Source organism: Brevibacterium sp. SIMBA_078 (genome assembly GCF_046534565.1).
Lineage (GTDB): Bacteria > Actinomycetota > Actinomycetes > Actinomycetales > Brevibacteriaceae > Brevibacterium.
Genome location: NZ_JAWRYQ010000004.1, coordinates 55,322 through 70,891, shown reverse-complemented (window position 1 = coordinate 70,891; position 15,570 = coordinate 55,322). Strand labels below are relative to the sequence as shown.

Sequence of the window (15,570 nt, the reverse complement as noted above, 5' to 3'; positions counted from 1 at the left end):
AATCGACTGCGCACTATTGCGATCTCAACAGGACGCCGCAGAGTGGCTGACTAAAGCCCTTATTCGTACTCGGTCATCACAGCGTGAAGAGCTCCTCCGAAGGCCTCTTCAATAGTCCCTTCAGAGCACCGAATAGCCGCCGTGACGGCCTCCTTGCGCCACTCTTCGATGGGAGTGCTGGCGTCGTCGGGCCACCACGCCCCGTGTTCATATTCCCATCTTCCTTGGTTGCGGGTCCACGCCACCAGCCCGAGGAGGCGAGCGTCGGGGTGGTCACCGAGGGACAAGAGCACCTCAATGGCATGTTCCCCGCACCAGAAATATCGGCCGAATACTAAGCCCCATTCTTCGTCCCACCGTAGGACGCTGGACCCGTCCCCACCCGTAGCGAACGCAGCGCGGACGACGGTCCGCCAGAGACTACCCATGGCCCGCGCAAGCGCCGCCAAGTCAGGTTCGAAATCATCTCGTTCTTCGTCTGGCTCCCAGAAAGGCTCACCATACTGCCGGACCCACCACCAAATATCCTCTTTCAGATCGAGTGCTCGCTGGTCGCCACTATCTCTGAGCGTGCACGTGAACCAGTCAACTGGGTCCCATGTGATAGGCGGACGGTGATCCGTCGAGCGAAGTTCGCGAAATAGCGAGCGAGCAGTCGCGCGCAGCTTCACGAGCTTGTCGAGATCCAGATCAGCCGGCCATTCTACAAGGTGCGTCCCGTATGCCATCCCATCGTAGAACGCGCTCAAACGCTCGAGCTCAGGATCACGAGGTGACGACGGAACGGCGAGACGGTCGAACAGGGCCTCCCACCCGATAACAACACCTTCGACATCACGTCGGACGCTCGAAACACGCCCCTGGGGAACAATGAAGACGTCTGCATAAGCAGGGCCCCGCTGAGCTGGAGTGAGTCCAGCCCACAGCTTCAGCTCCACTCGGAACGACTCATCGCGAAAATGGAAAGTCAAGTCGGACCTGCCTTCCGCTGGCACTTCTCTACCCAACTGCGTCGTCACCGAGATCTCCCCAGCGTCGAGCACGTCAACATCGAATGCGGCGAGAAATCTCTCTTGGTTGCGCCGCGTCTCCAGCCACGCCAGCAGCGCATTCTCCATGAACTGCTCGTCGCGCCGACGATCGCCTTCGCGGTAGGTGTCTTGATTCAGTTGAGCCGCCCACAAACCTGCGCTTTTGCCCTCGCTCATCTATCACTCTTTGGCCGTTGGTGCAGGTCAACTCTGTCTTGAGATCTAGCCTAACGCTCGCGATGCGCCGTAGAGACGGATCTCACCAACCGGCGCTTCCAGTTTCCGTCATAGACAAGCCGCGGCAAACGGCCAGCTCACCTACAGAGAATCGTCCGTTCAGCTTTCACCGAGAAGGCTCAGGTCGGGTCGCCGCTCAGCTGATAGACCTGAACGCTCGGGTTCGGGCCAATCCGGCAGGTCGTCAACGCTACCGCCGTATGCAAGCACCGTTTGCGCTGCAAGGTCGCAGCACACTTGGATGAAGCCCTCAGCGCCCATCAAACGCATCGAGTGTTTACCGTCGGCAAGAGGCCACAAAGCCCCAGAAGCGTTAGACACCAGCCGAGGATCACCTCCATGGCTCAGGATGTCCCGCAGGTTCTTCATGTCGGCGAGGTAGGTCCGGATCTCCTGGGTTCCGCGGTAGAGCTTCCACCGCGAGCGATTGCCCGCTGCGAGTCCGACGACCCTCGTCCGGACTCCCCAGTCCCGAGTGAAGAGCTCAACACCAGCTTTCCGACCCGCGTCCCGCAGCTTGTCCGGGTGCAAAGGTAGGTGGCGTGTCTGTGACTCATCATCCAGGAGGACGTCGTTGAAAAAAGCCTCTACTGCCGCGTAGGACATGGTGAAAATGGCCCATCTCAAGGCGTACTGTTTCGGCGAGCGGCCCAACGAAGAACCGTCTTTAGCTACCAGGCCCTCGAGGTCTCGATGCAGCGTGACTAGCAGCGAAGGGTTCACTAGGCCTGCTGCGAGTGAGCCCGCAGCGGCGACTGCCTTCGGAAGGTCGGCGTGCTCGATGGTAGATCTACTGTTCATATTTCTCCCTCACAGAACGGAAGCGCCCGCGGCTCGGCTGACCGACGTGAAGGTCGTCGTACCCCGCCACAATCAATTGTAGTAACGAGAAAGTACGCACAAGCACATCTCCGTAGGGGGCCGGCCGTTCGCACAGTCCCACCTCGCCGATCAGCGCAGAGCGGCAGCAGCCCTGATGGCGACCAGGAACGGACTGTCTTCTCTGCGCGTCTCGGCACCCAGATCACTGAAGGGGCGGATCGATTCGTGGTCGGGGTTGACGCGGAGCATCCATGCCGACCACGCGTCGTGGACGTCCGACGCCTGCGTATCTACGCCCTTGGCACGGAGGAGCACGGCGTACATCAAGAAGAGATCGTCGGAGTCCTCCGGGACAGCGATGCCCTCCGGTAGACACTGACGTATCAGCTCCGCGTCGCGCTCGAGGTACGTTGTCATGACACCAGTCTCCCGACGAGGAGCACCAAGTACAACAGGCCGAAGACCACGGGTACGATTCGCTCGACCCCGCCCAACTGTTCGAGGCCGGCTCTGATCCTCCCTGCGCGGCCGGGTGGCGGGTCGTCTCCCCCAAGCATTGCCCACTCGTCCTTGAAGACCTTGACCGGCAGGTGCTCGTCCTCGATGCGGTTAATAACGATGAACTTCACTTCGTTGAGTCGACGGTAGTTCCGCAGCAGGAACCACCAGCAGGCGGCCACCACGACGCCAGCGCCGCATACGGCGACGGAGAGCCAGGCGGCCTGCTCCCCCGCCGGGCGCAGGCCGAGCACCGCAACCAGCGTCGTGTTCACCGTCAGGAAGTAGGCATTGGCGATCCCACGGCGGGCGGACACCCTGTCAGCCATCTCGACGGCGAGCTTGTACTGCTCCATCACGCTTGGGTTCGGCGACCTCTGGGTCACCGGGCACCGCCGACGAGTGCCTTTAGGTTGGGCCAGGTCCACGTGTAAAGCTTGTCGCCAGGCAGTGCGGTCGTGGGCCTGGTCGAGCCCGAGGTGTATGCCGCCAGCAGGAAGTAGGGAATGCCCTCCTCCTGAGCGATTTTGAGCTCGACGGCGACTCCGACCGCCGTCCTCATGTTCCTGCCGCACAGCACGATAACGAGGCCGCTCGCCCGGATCTGCCGCCGTGCCCTTGCCTTCCAGTCGGACGACGGCTCCTTGAGCGACCAATCGTGGATCACGAACGGCGAGTCAGGGTTCTTCGACTGCCCGATGAGCAGGTCCTTCTGCCTGGCGTCGTTGTCGTAGTCGAAGCTGATGAATGCGCGCTGCGCCATGGGTGCCTCCAGTCTCGATCACCGGGACTCCCCCGGTCAAGGCCATGCTGGCACGAGGCACTGACACGGAACACGGGAATCGTGGCCACCCGTGTCGGCGTCTTCGATATGTCTGGCCAACGACGAGCTCCGATGCGCGAGCAATCGGAAAACAACGGTGGAAGGGCTCGAAGCTCTCAACTCTCCGGAGTAACGAGCTCCGCCTTCGCCCACTCCGCGATCGATCGGAGCCGGGGGTGCTCGCGCACGATCTTCTGCTGCCGGTCGGCAGGCAGCCCGATCTCGTGAAGCAGGTTGAGGATGACGATGCCCGTCGTGGCCTCGACCACGGCAACGAGCTCCTCCATGGAGTGGTCCGGCGTTCTCCCTTCGTGGGCGAGGTCGTTGCGGGCCTTCACCGTCCTCCGCGACCACCTGTCGAGATCGGGCACGAGCTCGGACACCGCCTGCTGGTCGGGTCTCTCAGCGAGGGCGTTGAGCCGCTCGCGGAGGTTCACGTCGTTGCGGATCGCGCTCTTGAGCCGCTCGCGCTGGTCCTCCGGTGCCAGCGCGAGCATCGCCGCGCGCATCTTCTTGAACTCCGCCGTCGGCATCGGTCGCTCTTCGATGCCGAGCGCCCGATGCAGCGCCTCAGCGGCCCCGGCGGCCATCAGCAGGCGGCTCTCGAGGTACTGCGCAGGCGCGTAGCGCAGCGCGAGGATGAGGTCCGTCGCAGCGTGGAGACGATCACGCACCTCGAACCAACGAAGGATGATCTCCTCGAACGGGATGTCGTCGCAGGTGAAGAATACTCTGTGATGGTCGATGGCCTTCGCGTCTCGCTCGCCCACGGCGGCGGGTGAGTAGAGGACCTCGACGTAGCGCTCAGCGGGATGGCGCTCCGCCCCCGGGCCCTCCCCCGTCAGCTTCAGGCGCAGCCAGATCACCCCGGCGGCGCGGTGGGTCGCGAGCGAGATCAGGTCCTGGATCGACTTCGCCGAACGGATTGCACTGCTCAGCGAGCATCCCCCCGGTGGGGCGATCCGCACAAACGCCGCGTCGCGGATCCGGCCGGTTGTCTCGCCGCGGCGCGCGTCAAATGACGGAGCCGTGCGCCGGTGATCGAGGGTGAACTCGGTGCCGTCGACGGTGACCGACGTCGACTCCAGCGGCTTCGCGGAGATCGACCCGCTGCCGTCGAACCGCGCCCCCTCAGGAGCACCGATGAAGCCGGAGAACACCTTCTCCGCGCCCCAGTGCCCCAGGTTCTCGACGGACACCTGCAACGCTTCGAACAGTGAATCGTCCTCGTCGGCCGTGTGGACCCCGACGAGCACCGTCTGCGCGCGCACGGCCTGCCTGTCTGGGCTGTCGACTCTCGCTCCCATGGTCCGCTTTGTGCTCGTTGGGACGCAGTCGAGAAGGGTGATCTCGCGACTCTCTGCCACGCCGTGCATGACCTCCCAGGTGCGGCTTCCTTCGTGGACCGCCGTCAACCACGGAGAATCTTCCGTCATGATCCGGTTCTCGAAGGTTCCGATCAGCGACAAGGTAGCGCCACCGTCGCGGTCGTAGCGCAGCACGCCAGGGACGCGCTCGTCCGGCGCGCCGGGCAGCCACCACAGCCCCGACCACTCGTGGGACTCGGACAGAAGCAATGGATCACTCGACACGCGACGCTCCTACTCGAAGGCGTTCGAGCCGGCGCTCGGCCAGCGCGAGCCCCAGCTCGGCCTGGGTGAGATCGTGTTCGCCCTCTCTGATGCGGTTGTGGAGGTCGATGACCTGCGGGGCGTCGGCCTCACGGCCGGCGAGCTCGCCGAGCTCGTGCAGGTCCTCTCTGGCGGCTCTGAGCTGGTCCTCGAAGTGCTTGTTGCGGATCTGCAGGCGCGAGACCGGGTCGATCGCCCAGCGCATGCGCGCGTGGTGGTCGAGTGTGGTCTTCCCCTCGAGCCACGCACGCAGCTCCGGCTGTTCGACGTCGGCGGGCAGCCCCGTTGCCAGTGGCGTGTCCGGGACGGGCATGTCGTTCGGGTTGTAACTGAGCAGGATCTCCGGCCGCGCACCGAGAGCGGCCGCGATGGCAACGAGGTCGTCGACGGTGGCGGCCCGCTCGCCGTGCTCGATGCGGCGGAGGTCCTCGGTCGTCAGCCCGTGGCCGAGCTGGGAGAGGACGTAGGCGAGCTCGTCGAGGCTGAGGTCGCGCAGCTGGCGGTAGTGGTGGACGGCGTCGGCGAACGCGCGGGACGTGGGCGGGAGGTCGGGCATGGCATCCAGCGTAGGGCCGAGCACGGACACGGGATGGGATGGAGGATGTGGACGGCGGGAGTCGGAAAGGCGGGTGCGGAGCGCACGGACGGGGAGGGACAATGTTGCGGGAGGGGCCACCGAGTCCGCGATTCGCCATTGAGGCCCGCGGAACCTGCTACGGAAGTCCCTGCGAAAACTCTCGCGGAAGAGTTCCGCACATAGTTCCGCACGGACTTCCGCAGCGGCATCACCCCAGGTCAGGCAGGAAAATCAGGGCCCGGTCTGCGGAAGTGCGGACGGAGACCCCCTACTTCTCTCCTTGTAGGTCGGAAGAAGATGAGCTGTGTGGTCATAGGAGAGAAGTACAGGGGTGAGTTCCGCAGTTCCGCAATAGAGCGCTCGCTCGCCCACCTGACAGGCACTGCGCAGCCCACAGACCGGGGGCTCACCCCTCCATGGATCCCTCAAGCTCAGCGATCTCCTTCTTGAGATGCGCGATCGTCGACTGAGCCTGCTCTATTTGCCATTCGGCACCACTGGCTCGTTCTTCCTGACGGGCGACATCTCGCCGGAGTTCATCGAGGCGGGCTTCACGCGGATCCTCCTCGCTGACGAGCGCTGTCAGCGGGACCCCGAGCACCTGGGCCGCGTAGACGGCCTCGTCGAGTCGCACGGTACGGGCTCCGCTCTCGATCTTGGTGATCGCCGTCGCCACCACACGAGCATCCATCAGCTCGGACAGGCGTCGCGCCAGCTCGGCCTGCGACATCTTGGCAGTAAGACGACACTCGCGCATGCGCGCAGCGAACTGGCTTTCGGGCGTCGGGTGCATCGGATTCTCCTCAGACATGAGCGGATACATCTGCCATAGGAGAAGTTTATGCACAGATGCTGCCTAAAAGGAAGCAAACCTGGTAGGCTGGGCGCAAGGCAGCACCCGCTAGCCGTCCAGTGGCATCACCGCAGTGAGTAAGCCCCAGAGCGATCAGCGACCGAGATACGGGCTCGGATTTCCCTCGGCCACATGACGTGGCAGATCGAGGATCCGACGACTCCCGGAAGGTCCGCCCAATGTCTGCCGCCGCCATCGCATTTCCCGAGCGCCCAGAGCGCCTCTACTCTCTCCGTGAACTCTCCGAGATGGGCTACGGGTCGAGAAGGACCCTCCAGACTCGCATCCACGAGGGCAAGGTCCCGGCCGTGCTGGTCAACCACGCCTATAAGATCCGCGCTTCGGATCTTCATCTCCTCGCCGAGCAGGTCGGCTGTTTGGCCACGCCGGTCATGACCGTCGATGACCTTGCCGAGCTCACCGCGAAGGTCATCTCGACCTGGCCGCGGCTCTCCGACGACCGCAAGGCAGAGCTGAGCCGCCTCCTCGCCGCCTGACGGCACGAAAAAGGCCCCGGCGCTAGCCGAGGCCTTTCCCAAACTCCAGTTTCCGGATCGCGAGTTCCAGCTCGCTATCTGACCCGAAAGGACGCCTCCATTATGTCAACTGATGGCACACGCGACAAGGCAGCGCGGGACAATCAGGAGTTCGCCGAGGCGAGCCAGACGCGCGAGAAAAAGTCGACCGCTCTGCAGCTCGTCGATTTGGCCTTCCAGGTCTACGACCTCGGCATCGATACCGACGACAAGCCATACGGCGTTCGCAAGGGCGGGCACGTCGTCCGCCCACTCAAGGGCGGCAAGCGCTCCGTCCGCAAGGAGCTGGGCGGCCTGTTCTACCGCATGACTGGGAAGACGGCATCGCAAAATGCTCTCGCCGAAGCGATGGAGGTGCTCGAGTACGAGGCGGAGGAGGCTGACCCGGTCGACCTCGCCCTTCGCGTGGCACGGCCGCACGACGGCACACTCTATGTTGACCTCGGTGACCAGACCGAACGGGTCGTGCGCATCACCGCCGCCGGTTGGGACATCCTCGACGGCGACGCCGACGTACCGGTGCTTTTTCGTCGCTCCGCGCTCACGCTTCCGCTACCGACCCCCGAGCCCCGCGGCGACTTCGACCAGCTGTGGGAGTTCGTCAACGCCTCGCGCGACTACGACCGGCAGGTGATCCGGGGGTGGCTTGTCGGAGCAGTGATGCTGGTCGGGCTACCGTGCCCGGTCCTGGCACTGCTCGGCGAGCAAGGCACTGCGAAGTCCAGCGCGATGCGCAGGGCATTCCAGCTGATCGACCCGACAAAGGCAGAGGTCCGGATGCCGCCGAAAGACGACAAGAAGCTCCTCCACTCCCTTCACGGGTCGCGGAACACCGGCTTCGATAACCTCTCCTCGATCCCGAAGTGGATGTCGGACATCCTCTGCCAGGCCGTCACTGGCGGCTCGGACGTCGACCGTGCGCTGTACACCGACGACGATCAGCGGATCATCAAGTTCCAGGGTGTCGTCGGTTTCACTGGCATCGACGTCGGAGCCCTAGCCGGAGACTTCGCGGAGCGGTGCGTCTGGGCCGAGCTCTCCGTTATTCCCAAGACCGAGCGCCGCTCCGAACGCGAACTCAACGCAATGTGGGACGAGGCCTATCCCTCGATGGTCGGCGGTCTGTTCGACCTCGTCGCGAAGACGCTTGCGAAGCTTCCCGAGGTCGACCTCTCCGAGAAGCCCCGCATGGCGGACTTCGCCGAGGTACTGGCCGCCCTCGACCTCGCGATCGGCGCGGACGGACTCGCGCACTACATCCGCTCTCAGGAAGCGGTCTCGGAGGAGATCGTGGCCACTGATAAGTTCCTTTCCGCGCTCTCGGATAAGGTCACCCAACGCTGGGAGGGCACAGGCAAGGATCTGTACGCGCTCCTGCCGCGGCCCGTCAACGACAGATTCTGGCCCGAGCAGCGAGGCGTCAGTGGGAAGCTCAAGAAGGTCGCCCCGGACCTGCGCAAGGCCGGCTGGGCAGTCGAGCAGGTCGTGCCCGAGCCGACGAGCAAGCGCGCCAAGACGTGGGTGCTCGTCCCGCCCGGGGCCGAGAGGATCACGGACGCCGACATCGCCGCCGTTCAGGTCGCGCGCGAGATGCACACTCGTGACATCGACCGGTGGACCCAGAGGCTCGTCGCCCGCGGCATGTCCCCCGACACGGCCGTGAAACAGGCTCCCGTGCTCCGCGAAAGCCCCAGATTCAACGCTGAGCTCGATCTCCAGTCCATGTCGGTAACCTCGCAAGCCATCGACCAGCGCCTGTTCGCAGATCTGGAGCGCCTCGGACTCACCCTCGTCGAATTCGACCAGCTGGTCGCTGACCGGGAGGCTGCGTGATGAACGTGGTCACCACTCCCCACGAGATGTTCCCCAACTTCTACGACAGCTTCGTCGTCAAGGTGCTCGCCGACGCGGAGCGCTGGACGATCTCGGGGCGTATCGGCGACGAGGACCGCAAGGGCAAGGCACCCGTGGATGCCAGGCATCTGATCGATGTCGGGAGGGTCCGCGGTGCTTTCGAAATCTCCCCCACGTGCCTCGTCGACCTCGACGAACTCACCCGGGCGATCCCAGACGCAGCGAACCACGCCTTCTACCTGCAGTCCAGCACCGACGGCTTCATGGTCGTCGACATCGAGCCCGACTGCCCCGAGGAGGTCGCCCTGGACCTGTTCCGCCTGCCGGGCACCCTCTACTCCGAGGTCTCGATGTCGGGGCGCGGCTACCACCTCGTCATCCCTGTGCCAACGAACCTCCACGACTTCCCGGTGGCTGTCGGGAAGCGCGTGCTGCGCGAGGAGCACGGCTGGTACGAGCTCCTGTTCGAGCACTGGGTGACCTTCACACGCCGCCCGGTGCCAGCCGACGTCCTAGCCCGTGCCGAGTCCACTCCGGACACTCCGCGTTTCGCCGCGGTCGAGGACGTCTACGCCGCGCTGGCGGCGAAGGCGAAGTCCACCGCTCAAGTCTGCTCGACGACGGTGCGCACCGGGGACGATGCCCCGGCCATCGAGGGCGGCAAGCAGATCGTCGAACGGACGCTCGACGGTGCTCGGTCCCGGTTGAAGAGCCTCGACGACTTCGGCGGCGACCACTCGCGATGGGAGTTCTCGACTCTCGGAGTCCTGAACCGCGAGATGCGCCGACACATGTTCGTCGTCGGGTTTTTGCGGCGCACGGCTTACTCAGCGACCGATGAGACCTGGCTGCTCTACCAGGCCGTCCAGGAGGTCTTGCCGCCCCGACCGAAGCACAGCGAGAGGCGGAACGGGAGACCGTTCCTCCTCGACCGCGCGGCCGCGATGGTCGCGCTCAACCACGCTGACGGCACGGGGTGGGCGGCATGAGTGCCAAGAACAACGCGCAATTGGTCCGCTGCTCGGGCGGGGTGGATCTCGAAGCCCTGTACGCGGTCATCGCTACGGGCCCGATGCTCCCGGTGACCGGGCTCCGGACGGGCGCACAGATCGTCCTCGAACTCGTCCGCGTCGGAGTCGTCGAGTGCTGGCGGCGTACCCCCACCGAGTCCAAGTGCCTCGTCGCGGCGAACGACTTCGGGGGCATATGCAACATCCCGCTGCCACCCGCTCCTGGCGCGCAGGCAGCGTACCGGCCGGATCGAGACCACCGAGGGCTTGGTCCTTCGGCTGCCTCCGGTGCTGCTGGATTGGGTGGATGAGGCGATCTGGCAGCTCGAAGGGTCGCACATGGCAGTTCAGGAGGGCCAGTGCGACCGTGCACAGGCCGACCGACAAGGAGAAAGAGAGCTGAGATGACCAAGGACCGCACGCACAAGCAGCAGGAGCGCCTCAACACGATCATGCGTCGCCAGGACGTCAAGGAGTACTTAGCCTCCCAGGCGCTGACAGGCAGAGTCAGGGCATCGGCGGAGCATACGCGGCGATTCCTCGAGCTCGCCCCGCTGGAGGTCCACGTGCTGCTCGACGAGATCCTGCCCGCGACTTCGGCGGCCACTCCCGTGCTCCCGAGGCACGAGGAAGCCATCGCGCAGTGCCTCGTCGGCATGATCGCCGAGAAGAATCTCGATCGGATTCTGCTGGATCTGAGTCGAGCATGATCCGCGCACGGATCGGGCACCTACCTGCCCTCCGCATGATCCATTCGGTCACCGATCGGGCACGCACCTGCGCGGTCACCGCAGTGGCTCCGTTGGAGCATCGCGTGGCCTCGAATGGTGCCCGATCCGGGCATCGAAGTGCTCGTCTCGGGGCACGCCACTGCAAGGACATTGTGATGCCCTTCAGGTGCCCCATCGATGCTGTGCTGATGCCTGCGCCGGACACCAGCGAGACCGAGGAGGTGACGTTGTGAGCCCTGACGGTGACCGTTTCGAGGCACTCCGAGCGTGGGTACAAGGCGACCTCGCTCTCGCGGCGTCCGTTAAGTTGCTCGCCACCGCGCTCGTCGGACGGCTGCTGAGCGGGCCGTGGGTCCGACAGTACGAGGCGGGCCATCTCTGGTTCGACGCCGACGTCGCCGCAACGGAGTCCGGTGAGCTCAGCGGCGGAGAGCGCCGCGTGCTCGAGATAGCCACGAGCCTCGCCAGCAGCGAGCATCCGGTCGACCTGTCCGACGCGATCAACGGCCTGGACCCCGACGCGCTCGAGGCCGTGCTCGCAGAGCTGGCCCTTGCGGGAGGGCAGGGCCGATGACGCACCATCACCTCGGAGCCCGCTCTCCTCCCCCTGACCAGGAGAGCGGCCGACAGGCCGCGAACGACAAGGGCCAAGACCGAGCGGGCGAAGCCCGCGAGCACGACGACAATGAGAGGGAAGTGATCTCGATGAGCAGCGACAAGAGGTTCAGCGCCCTGCGCAGCCGCGCCGAAGAGATCGCCGCGCAGAAGAAGGCACTCGACGACGCCGAGAAGGCGTACAACAAGTCGATCGACGAGGCTGTGAAGCACGCGGGCCGCGCCCGCGCCGAGTTCGTCGAGAAGCTCTACAAATACTTCGGGATCGAGGCCGAGACGACGCTGCGCCGCGACAAGCACGGCGAGGTCGTGCGCGACAAGGACGGCCGCCCCGTCGAGGTAAAGACCGACAGGAACGAAGCGGTGCGCATCCAGAAGCTGGCCGAGGCGTTCGCCCAGCTCGTCGACGGACAGGACGATGCGCAAGACGCGGAGCCGATCACGGACCGGCCCGACTCCGACGACGAAGACAACGCTCCGGTCTCGACCGTGTCGACGCCTGATCCGCAGGCGTCGTGCGGGCACCGGTTCGACGAGAACGTCGCCTGATGTGAGACCCGTCGCCGCACGAAGCCCCGCCGTGATCGCCACTGATCACCGCGGGGCTTCGTCGTGTCCACACCCGTTCGCCCCATGGCGGAGCCGGACCGTTGGGGCCCCTCCGAGCGGAGCGAGGTGGGGAGGTCCGGCGGAGCCGAGTTCCACGCTCGAGCGCGGAGCGCGCTGGACCAGGTTTTGTCATCCGGCCGCAGGCCGGGGCCGGGCGGAGTCCGGTATATGTATGACAAAACAAACTGGTCCTCGCTGGTTATTGCCGGGGGTACGGGTGGGAAATAGACTGGAGTCAGCAAGCAGGTCGCAATCACGTTGCCGTCCGCACTCGACGAAATCTAGGGCCGCGGCGACCTCCTTATCCCGGACGTTGGGCACAAGGGATCCGTCGAAGGATTCCGTGATGCCCGCTCCACGCCGCACCTCCAAGCCGCGCCGACCGAAGCCGGTCAACTACGGCACGCAGCACGCCGTGCGCCTCGGTGTGCGCCATGAGGAAGCCGTCGCCGCCATGCAACGGGCCTTGGCGAAAAGCCGCGGCGTCGACGCCTCAAAGATCTCCTTCTCAGAGAGCCTGCGTCTCCTCCTCGACGAGAACGAGAAGACCGCCCGGATCATGTCCGGCGAGCCCGAGTCATGGTCACCCTCTCAGACCGTCGCTGTTCCTCTCGAGGTGTGGAACGGACTCACCGAGTGCAGGAACCGGCTGTCGCATTCGCAGGGATCGCTCTACACGATCATGCGCCGGATCAACTTCGGTGAAGGCATCGGCCGCGACGAGGTCCGCGCCGCGTTCGGGGCGGTGCAGGAGTCGAAGGCCGCGGTCGCGCGGATGGAGGCCGCACTCGTCTCGTTCCTCGACGGGAAGTCGGCCGGAGCGGCAGCGAAGGCCGACGACGAGGCCGCGTGATCGACCATGGCGATCATCAGCTGCCAGACGACGCGGACCAGCGGCCGCGCGCAGAACTACGCGAAGAAGGATGCCGTCGCCATCTCAGCGGTTGGTGCCTCGGTCCAGCGGTTCGAACAGCGCCTCGCCGAGATCCGTCGTGCCCATGGGAAGGACGGCCTGCGCCCGAGGGCCGAGGTCAACGAGGAGGGCAAGCCTCTGCGCGATGACAAGGGTGACTACGTCGTCGCGAAGGACGGCAAGGGCAACACGGTCTACGAAGCGAAATACGTCGAGGCGTATAGCCTCGTTCAGAGCTTCGGTCACGACGAGCTGGACCCCGACGATCCCGAGTCGTGGACGCGAGCGAATGAACTCGGCCGAGCGATCGCCGAGGACCGCTTCCCCGGCCGCCCCGTGCTCGTCGCCACCGAGATCAATGGCCGCTCTGGTTGCGTGCACAACCACATCATCGTCGGAGCAGTCCATGCGGAGACTGGCAAGAGCATCGACTCCAACCTGGTCACGCACGCGCGCCTAGCGATAGAGCACGACCGCGTCCTCGCCGAGCAGGGCTTCGTCCAGCGCGAGGACATGCGCGAGCTCGTCGCCGATGCGAAGCGTCGGATGGACGAGGCCCGAGAACAGGTCATCGCCGAGCATGGCGCTAAGATCAGCGACAGCCAGCTGCGCCGCAAGATCACAGCGGCCGAGAACCGCGTCACGCTGACGAATGGCGAGGACCGCGCGCTCCAGCAGAAGCAGCGACCCTCGGCTTATCAGGTGCGCGAGGACCGGAGGCAACGCGAGTTCCACCGCTACGAGCTGCGCGAGCAGGAACGCGAGGCCACCCTCGGCATCGGTGCCACTCCCCCACCGGAGAGGTTCAGCGAGATCGTGCTCGAGTCCCGTATCCGGGAGACCCTGAACGATCCGCGCGTGCAGTCTTGGGATGATGCGGCGGAGATCGGTCGCGAGAACGGCGTGACGATCAAGCGCCGAGGCAGGGACGTCAGCTACGGCATGATGCTCGCCCAGTCCGACGGCGCTCTCGCCGAGCCGGCGCGCGCCCACACCCGGCGAGGCGGCGTCAAGGACTCGGGCAAGGGACTCGGCGACGGGTACCGGGTCGCAGACGTAGAAGCGGCGATCGCGCGGAACGCCCAGCTGCAGCGAGCGGCCGATCGCCAGCGCGAGGACCAGACAATCGCGGCGTCGGTGAAGGCACGGGTCGCCCGCGACGATGCGGCCATGCAAGCCCGCTTCGACGCCGACACTCATGACGCGCTCGACAGGATCCAGCGTGGCCCTGTCGAAGACCAACAGAAGCCGGTCGACAAGGTGCCAGAGACGGAGCCCGTCTGCGTTGTGCCTGAACCAACAGAACCGGCAAGGCCAGAGCCGGCCAGGTTCCGCTCCGGCCTGCGCGGTGTGAAGTCGAAGGACGGCTCCGAGAAGATTCAGCAGCGCATCGTCGGCATGGCTCAGCTCGAGGAGGACTACCGCGGCGAGCTGCCCGACGCCGAGTACGAAGCGCGCCTCAACGCATTCGGTATCGGCCCGCACTTCATGCGGCATTACGGCGAGCACCTCGAGCCGGAGACGCGCCGTCAGCTCACGTGGCGCGTGCAGGCCAAGGCCGCCAGCGCCGCCGAGCGCCAGCGCGGCCAGGAACACGCCGAGCGGGGGCAGCGGCTGCGCGAGCAGTACGACCACCTCCGCGTGGACGGCGAACGCAGCGATCCTCACGGCTGGGTGCAGCGACAGGAGGTGCTGGAGGTGCACAACCGGATCCTCGCCTCCGACAGCGGCATCGAGAAGACGAACGGGCGGAGGAAGGAGATCCACGGACTCGTCAGGGACGGCCGGTACGAGGAAGCCGCCCGAGCCGCCGAGCGGCACCAGGAGCAGGACCGGAAGACCCGCGAGGCGATGGAGAACTACAGCTCCGGCCTCGACCACGACGAGGAGCCCAGCGCCTCGGACCGCTTCAGCGCGCGGGCGAAGGCGGCGCAGGAGCGTGACCGCGGCTCGATGAGCCGCTGATGACAAGGACCCGACGCCGCCAGCGGCGGCAGGAGCGCACACCCGACGAGAGACGAGAGGAGGCACTGGTGATGGACCCGATGACGGCGATCGAAGTCGAGGGGCTCGAGAAGCTGGCGGCGCTGCGCGAGCAGCACGCCGACGAGCGCGAGGCACGTGCTGCCGTCTACCACGGCGGCGGCAGCTCCGCCTACATCGAGACCTTGCTGATCGCCGAGCAGTACAGGAACGAGGCCCGCGAGCTGCGGGCCCGGGCGACGCACCTGCGTCGGCAGAACGCATGACACGAGAGAACGAGTGAGAGGACAGGACGATGGCACAGAGGACCCAGGAGCAGATCGACCGTGAGAAGACGGCGCAGATCCAGCAGATGCTCGCGCAGCAGAACAAGGAGGCCGTGGCCCAGCGCTTCGGCGAGCAGGAGCTGGACTCCCCGGAGTACCAGCGTGCCGAGCGAAACCTCCGGGCGCAGCGCGAGCGCCAGCAAGAGATGCGTGAGCGGGCGGCCCAAGGCGAGGGCGTCGGACAGCAGCCGGCCGAGATCGCTCGTCAGCAGCAGGAGCAGGCTCTCGCCGAGCAGGAGGCGCAGCGGCAGGCTCAGGAGCAGGAGCGCCAGCAGCAGATCGAGCAGGAGCGTCAGGCCGAGGTCGAGCGTCAGCACGATGTGGCGGAGTCCCAGGACGCTGAGAAGGAGCACGACGACCGCGGCCGCGTCGAGGAACAGAAGCAGGCGAAGGAGGTCCAGCACGAGACCGAGCCGCGGGAGGAGCCGGAGCGCGAGACGAGCGCTTCGGACCGTTTCAGCGCTCGAGCCCGGGCCGCGCAGGAGCGTGACCGGGACCGTGGCATGAGCCGCTGAAGCACA

19 protein-coding genes are annotated in these 15,570 nt (G+C 65.7%); 11 read left to right on the top strand and 8 right to left on the bottom strand.

The features are described from left to right. Window positions 1-59 precede the first annotated feature (59 nt). The 8 genes from SB749_RS15160 to SB749_RS15125 form a co-directional block, all read right to left on the bottom strand. A complete protein-coding gene (locus tag SB749_RS15160) occupies window positions 60-1,208 on the bottom strand; it encodes a hypothetical protein (protein WP_410711051.1) in 1,149 nt (382 codons plus the stop codon). A gap of 159 nt (window positions 1,209-1,367) precedes the next feature. Next, window positions 1,368-2,069, bottom strand: coding sequence for a hypothetical protein (locus SB749_RS15155; protein WP_410711050.1), 702 nt, complete (start codon window positions 2,067-2,069; stop codon window positions 1,368-1,370). Between the two features lie 150 nt (window positions 2,070-2,219). Continuing rightward, window positions 2,220-2,507 (bottom strand): hypothetical protein, encoded by a 288-nt coding sequence (locus tag SB749_RS15150; RefSeq protein WP_410711049.1) that lies wholly within the window; start codon window positions 2,505-2,507, stop codon window positions 2,220-2,222. Further along, entirely contained in the window at window positions 2,504-2,944 is a 441-nt protein-coding gene (locus tag SB749_RS15145; RefSeq protein WP_410711048.1) for a hypothetical protein, read from the bottom strand. Before SB749_RS15145 ends, SB749_RS15150 begins: the two co-directional genes overlap by 4 nt. A gap of 26 nt (window positions 2,945-2,970) precedes the next feature. Beyond that, window positions 2,971-3,351 carry a TIR domain-containing protein gene (locus tag SB749_RS15140; RefSeq protein WP_410711047.1) on the bottom strand — a complete coding sequence of 127 codons (381 nt, stop codon included), beginning with the start codon at window positions 3,349-3,351 and terminating at the stop codon, window positions 2,971-2,973. A 176-nt stretch (window positions 3,352-3,527) separates the two neighbouring features. Beyond that, window positions 3,528-5,003 carry a HEPN domain-containing protein gene (locus SB749_RS15135; RefSeq protein ID WP_410711046.1) on the bottom strand — a complete coding sequence of 492 codons (1,476 nt, stop codon included), beginning with the start codon at window positions 5,001-5,003 and terminating at the stop codon, window positions 3,528-3,530. Then, window positions 4,993-5,598 carry a hypothetical protein gene (locus SB749_RS15130; protein ID WP_410711045.1) on the bottom strand — a complete coding sequence of 202 codons (606 nt, stop codon included), beginning with the start codon at window positions 5,596-5,598 and terminating at the stop codon, window positions 4,993-4,995. The genes SB749_RS15135 and SB749_RS15130 overlap by 11 nt, the downstream gene beginning before the upstream one ends. A gap of 427 nt (window positions 5,599-6,025) precedes the next feature. Further along, window positions 6,026-6,412 carry a helix-turn-helix domain-containing protein gene (locus SB749_RS15125; protein ID WP_410711044.1) on the bottom strand — a complete coding sequence of 129 codons (387 nt, stop codon included), beginning with the start codon at window positions 6,410-6,412 and terminating at the stop codon, window positions 6,026-6,028. A gap of 239 nt (window positions 6,413-6,651) precedes the next feature. Between SB749_RS15125 and SB749_RS15120 the strand changes: the two genes are divergently transcribed. From SB749_RS15120 to SB749_RS15070, 11 genes are all read left to right on the top strand, one after another. Next, a complete protein-coding gene (locus SB749_RS15120) occupies window positions 6,652-6,969 on the top strand; it encodes a hypothetical protein (RefSeq protein WP_410711043.1) in 318 nt (105 codons plus the stop codon). A 102-nt stretch (window positions 6,970-7,071) separates the two neighbouring features. Continuing rightward, entirely contained in the window at window positions 7,072-8,841 is a 1,770-nt protein-coding gene (locus SB749_RS15115) for a hypothetical protein (RefSeq protein WP_410711042.1), read from the top strand. Beyond that, window positions 8,841-9,851, top strand: a complete 1,011-nt coding sequence (locus SB749_RS15110; protein WP_410711041.1) for a hypothetical protein — start codon at window positions 8,841-8,843, stop codon at window positions 9,849-9,851. Before SB749_RS15115 ends, SB749_RS15110 begins: the two co-directional genes overlap by 1 nt. Beyond that, window positions 9,848-10,183, top strand: coding sequence for a hypothetical protein (locus SB749_RS15105; protein ID WP_410711040.1), 336 nt, complete (start codon window positions 9,848-9,850; stop codon window positions 10,181-10,183). The genes SB749_RS15110 and SB749_RS15105 overlap by 4 nt, the downstream gene beginning before the upstream one ends. Before the next feature lie 93 nt (window positions 10,184-10,276). Continuing rightward, window positions 10,277-10,582, top strand: a complete 306-nt coding sequence (locus SB749_RS15100; protein WP_410711039.1) for a hypothetical protein — start codon at window positions 10,277-10,279, stop codon at window positions 10,580-10,582. Between the two features lie 250 nt (window positions 10,583-10,832). Beyond that, window positions 10,833-11,177, top strand: coding sequence for a hypothetical protein (locus tag SB749_RS15095; RefSeq protein ID WP_410711038.1), 345 nt, complete (start codon window positions 10,833-10,835; stop codon window positions 11,175-11,177). Then, window positions 11,174-11,767 (top strand): hypothetical protein, encoded by a 594-nt coding sequence (locus tag SB749_RS15090; RefSeq protein WP_410711037.1) that lies wholly within the window; start codon window positions 11,174-11,176, stop codon window positions 11,765-11,767. Before SB749_RS15095 ends, SB749_RS15090 begins: the two co-directional genes overlap by 4 nt. Window positions 11,768-12,173: 406 nt before the next feature. After that, window positions 12,174-12,680, top strand: coding sequence for a hypothetical protein (locus SB749_RS15085; RefSeq protein WP_410711036.1), 507 nt, complete (start codon window positions 12,174-12,176; stop codon window positions 12,678-12,680). Window positions 12,681-12,686: 6 nt separating this feature from the next. Then, complete coding sequence (locus SB749_RS15080) at window positions 12,687-14,705, top strand: relaxase/mobilization nuclease domain-containing protein (protein ID WP_410711035.1); 2,019 nt, start codon at window positions 12,687-12,689, stop codon at window positions 14,703-14,705. 71 nt (window positions 14,706-14,776) lie between these two features. Beyond that, a complete protein-coding gene (locus SB749_RS15075) occupies window positions 14,777-14,989 on the top strand; it encodes a hypothetical protein (protein WP_410711034.1) in 213 nt (70 codons plus the stop codon). A gap of 29 nt (window positions 14,990-15,018) precedes the next feature. Next, window positions 15,019-15,564: a hypothetical protein gene (locus SB749_RS15070; RefSeq protein WP_410711033.1), complete on the top strand. Its 546-nt coding sequence runs from the start codon at window positions 15,019-15,021 to the stop codon at window positions 15,562-15,564. Window positions 15,565-15,570: the final 6 nt, after the last annotated feature.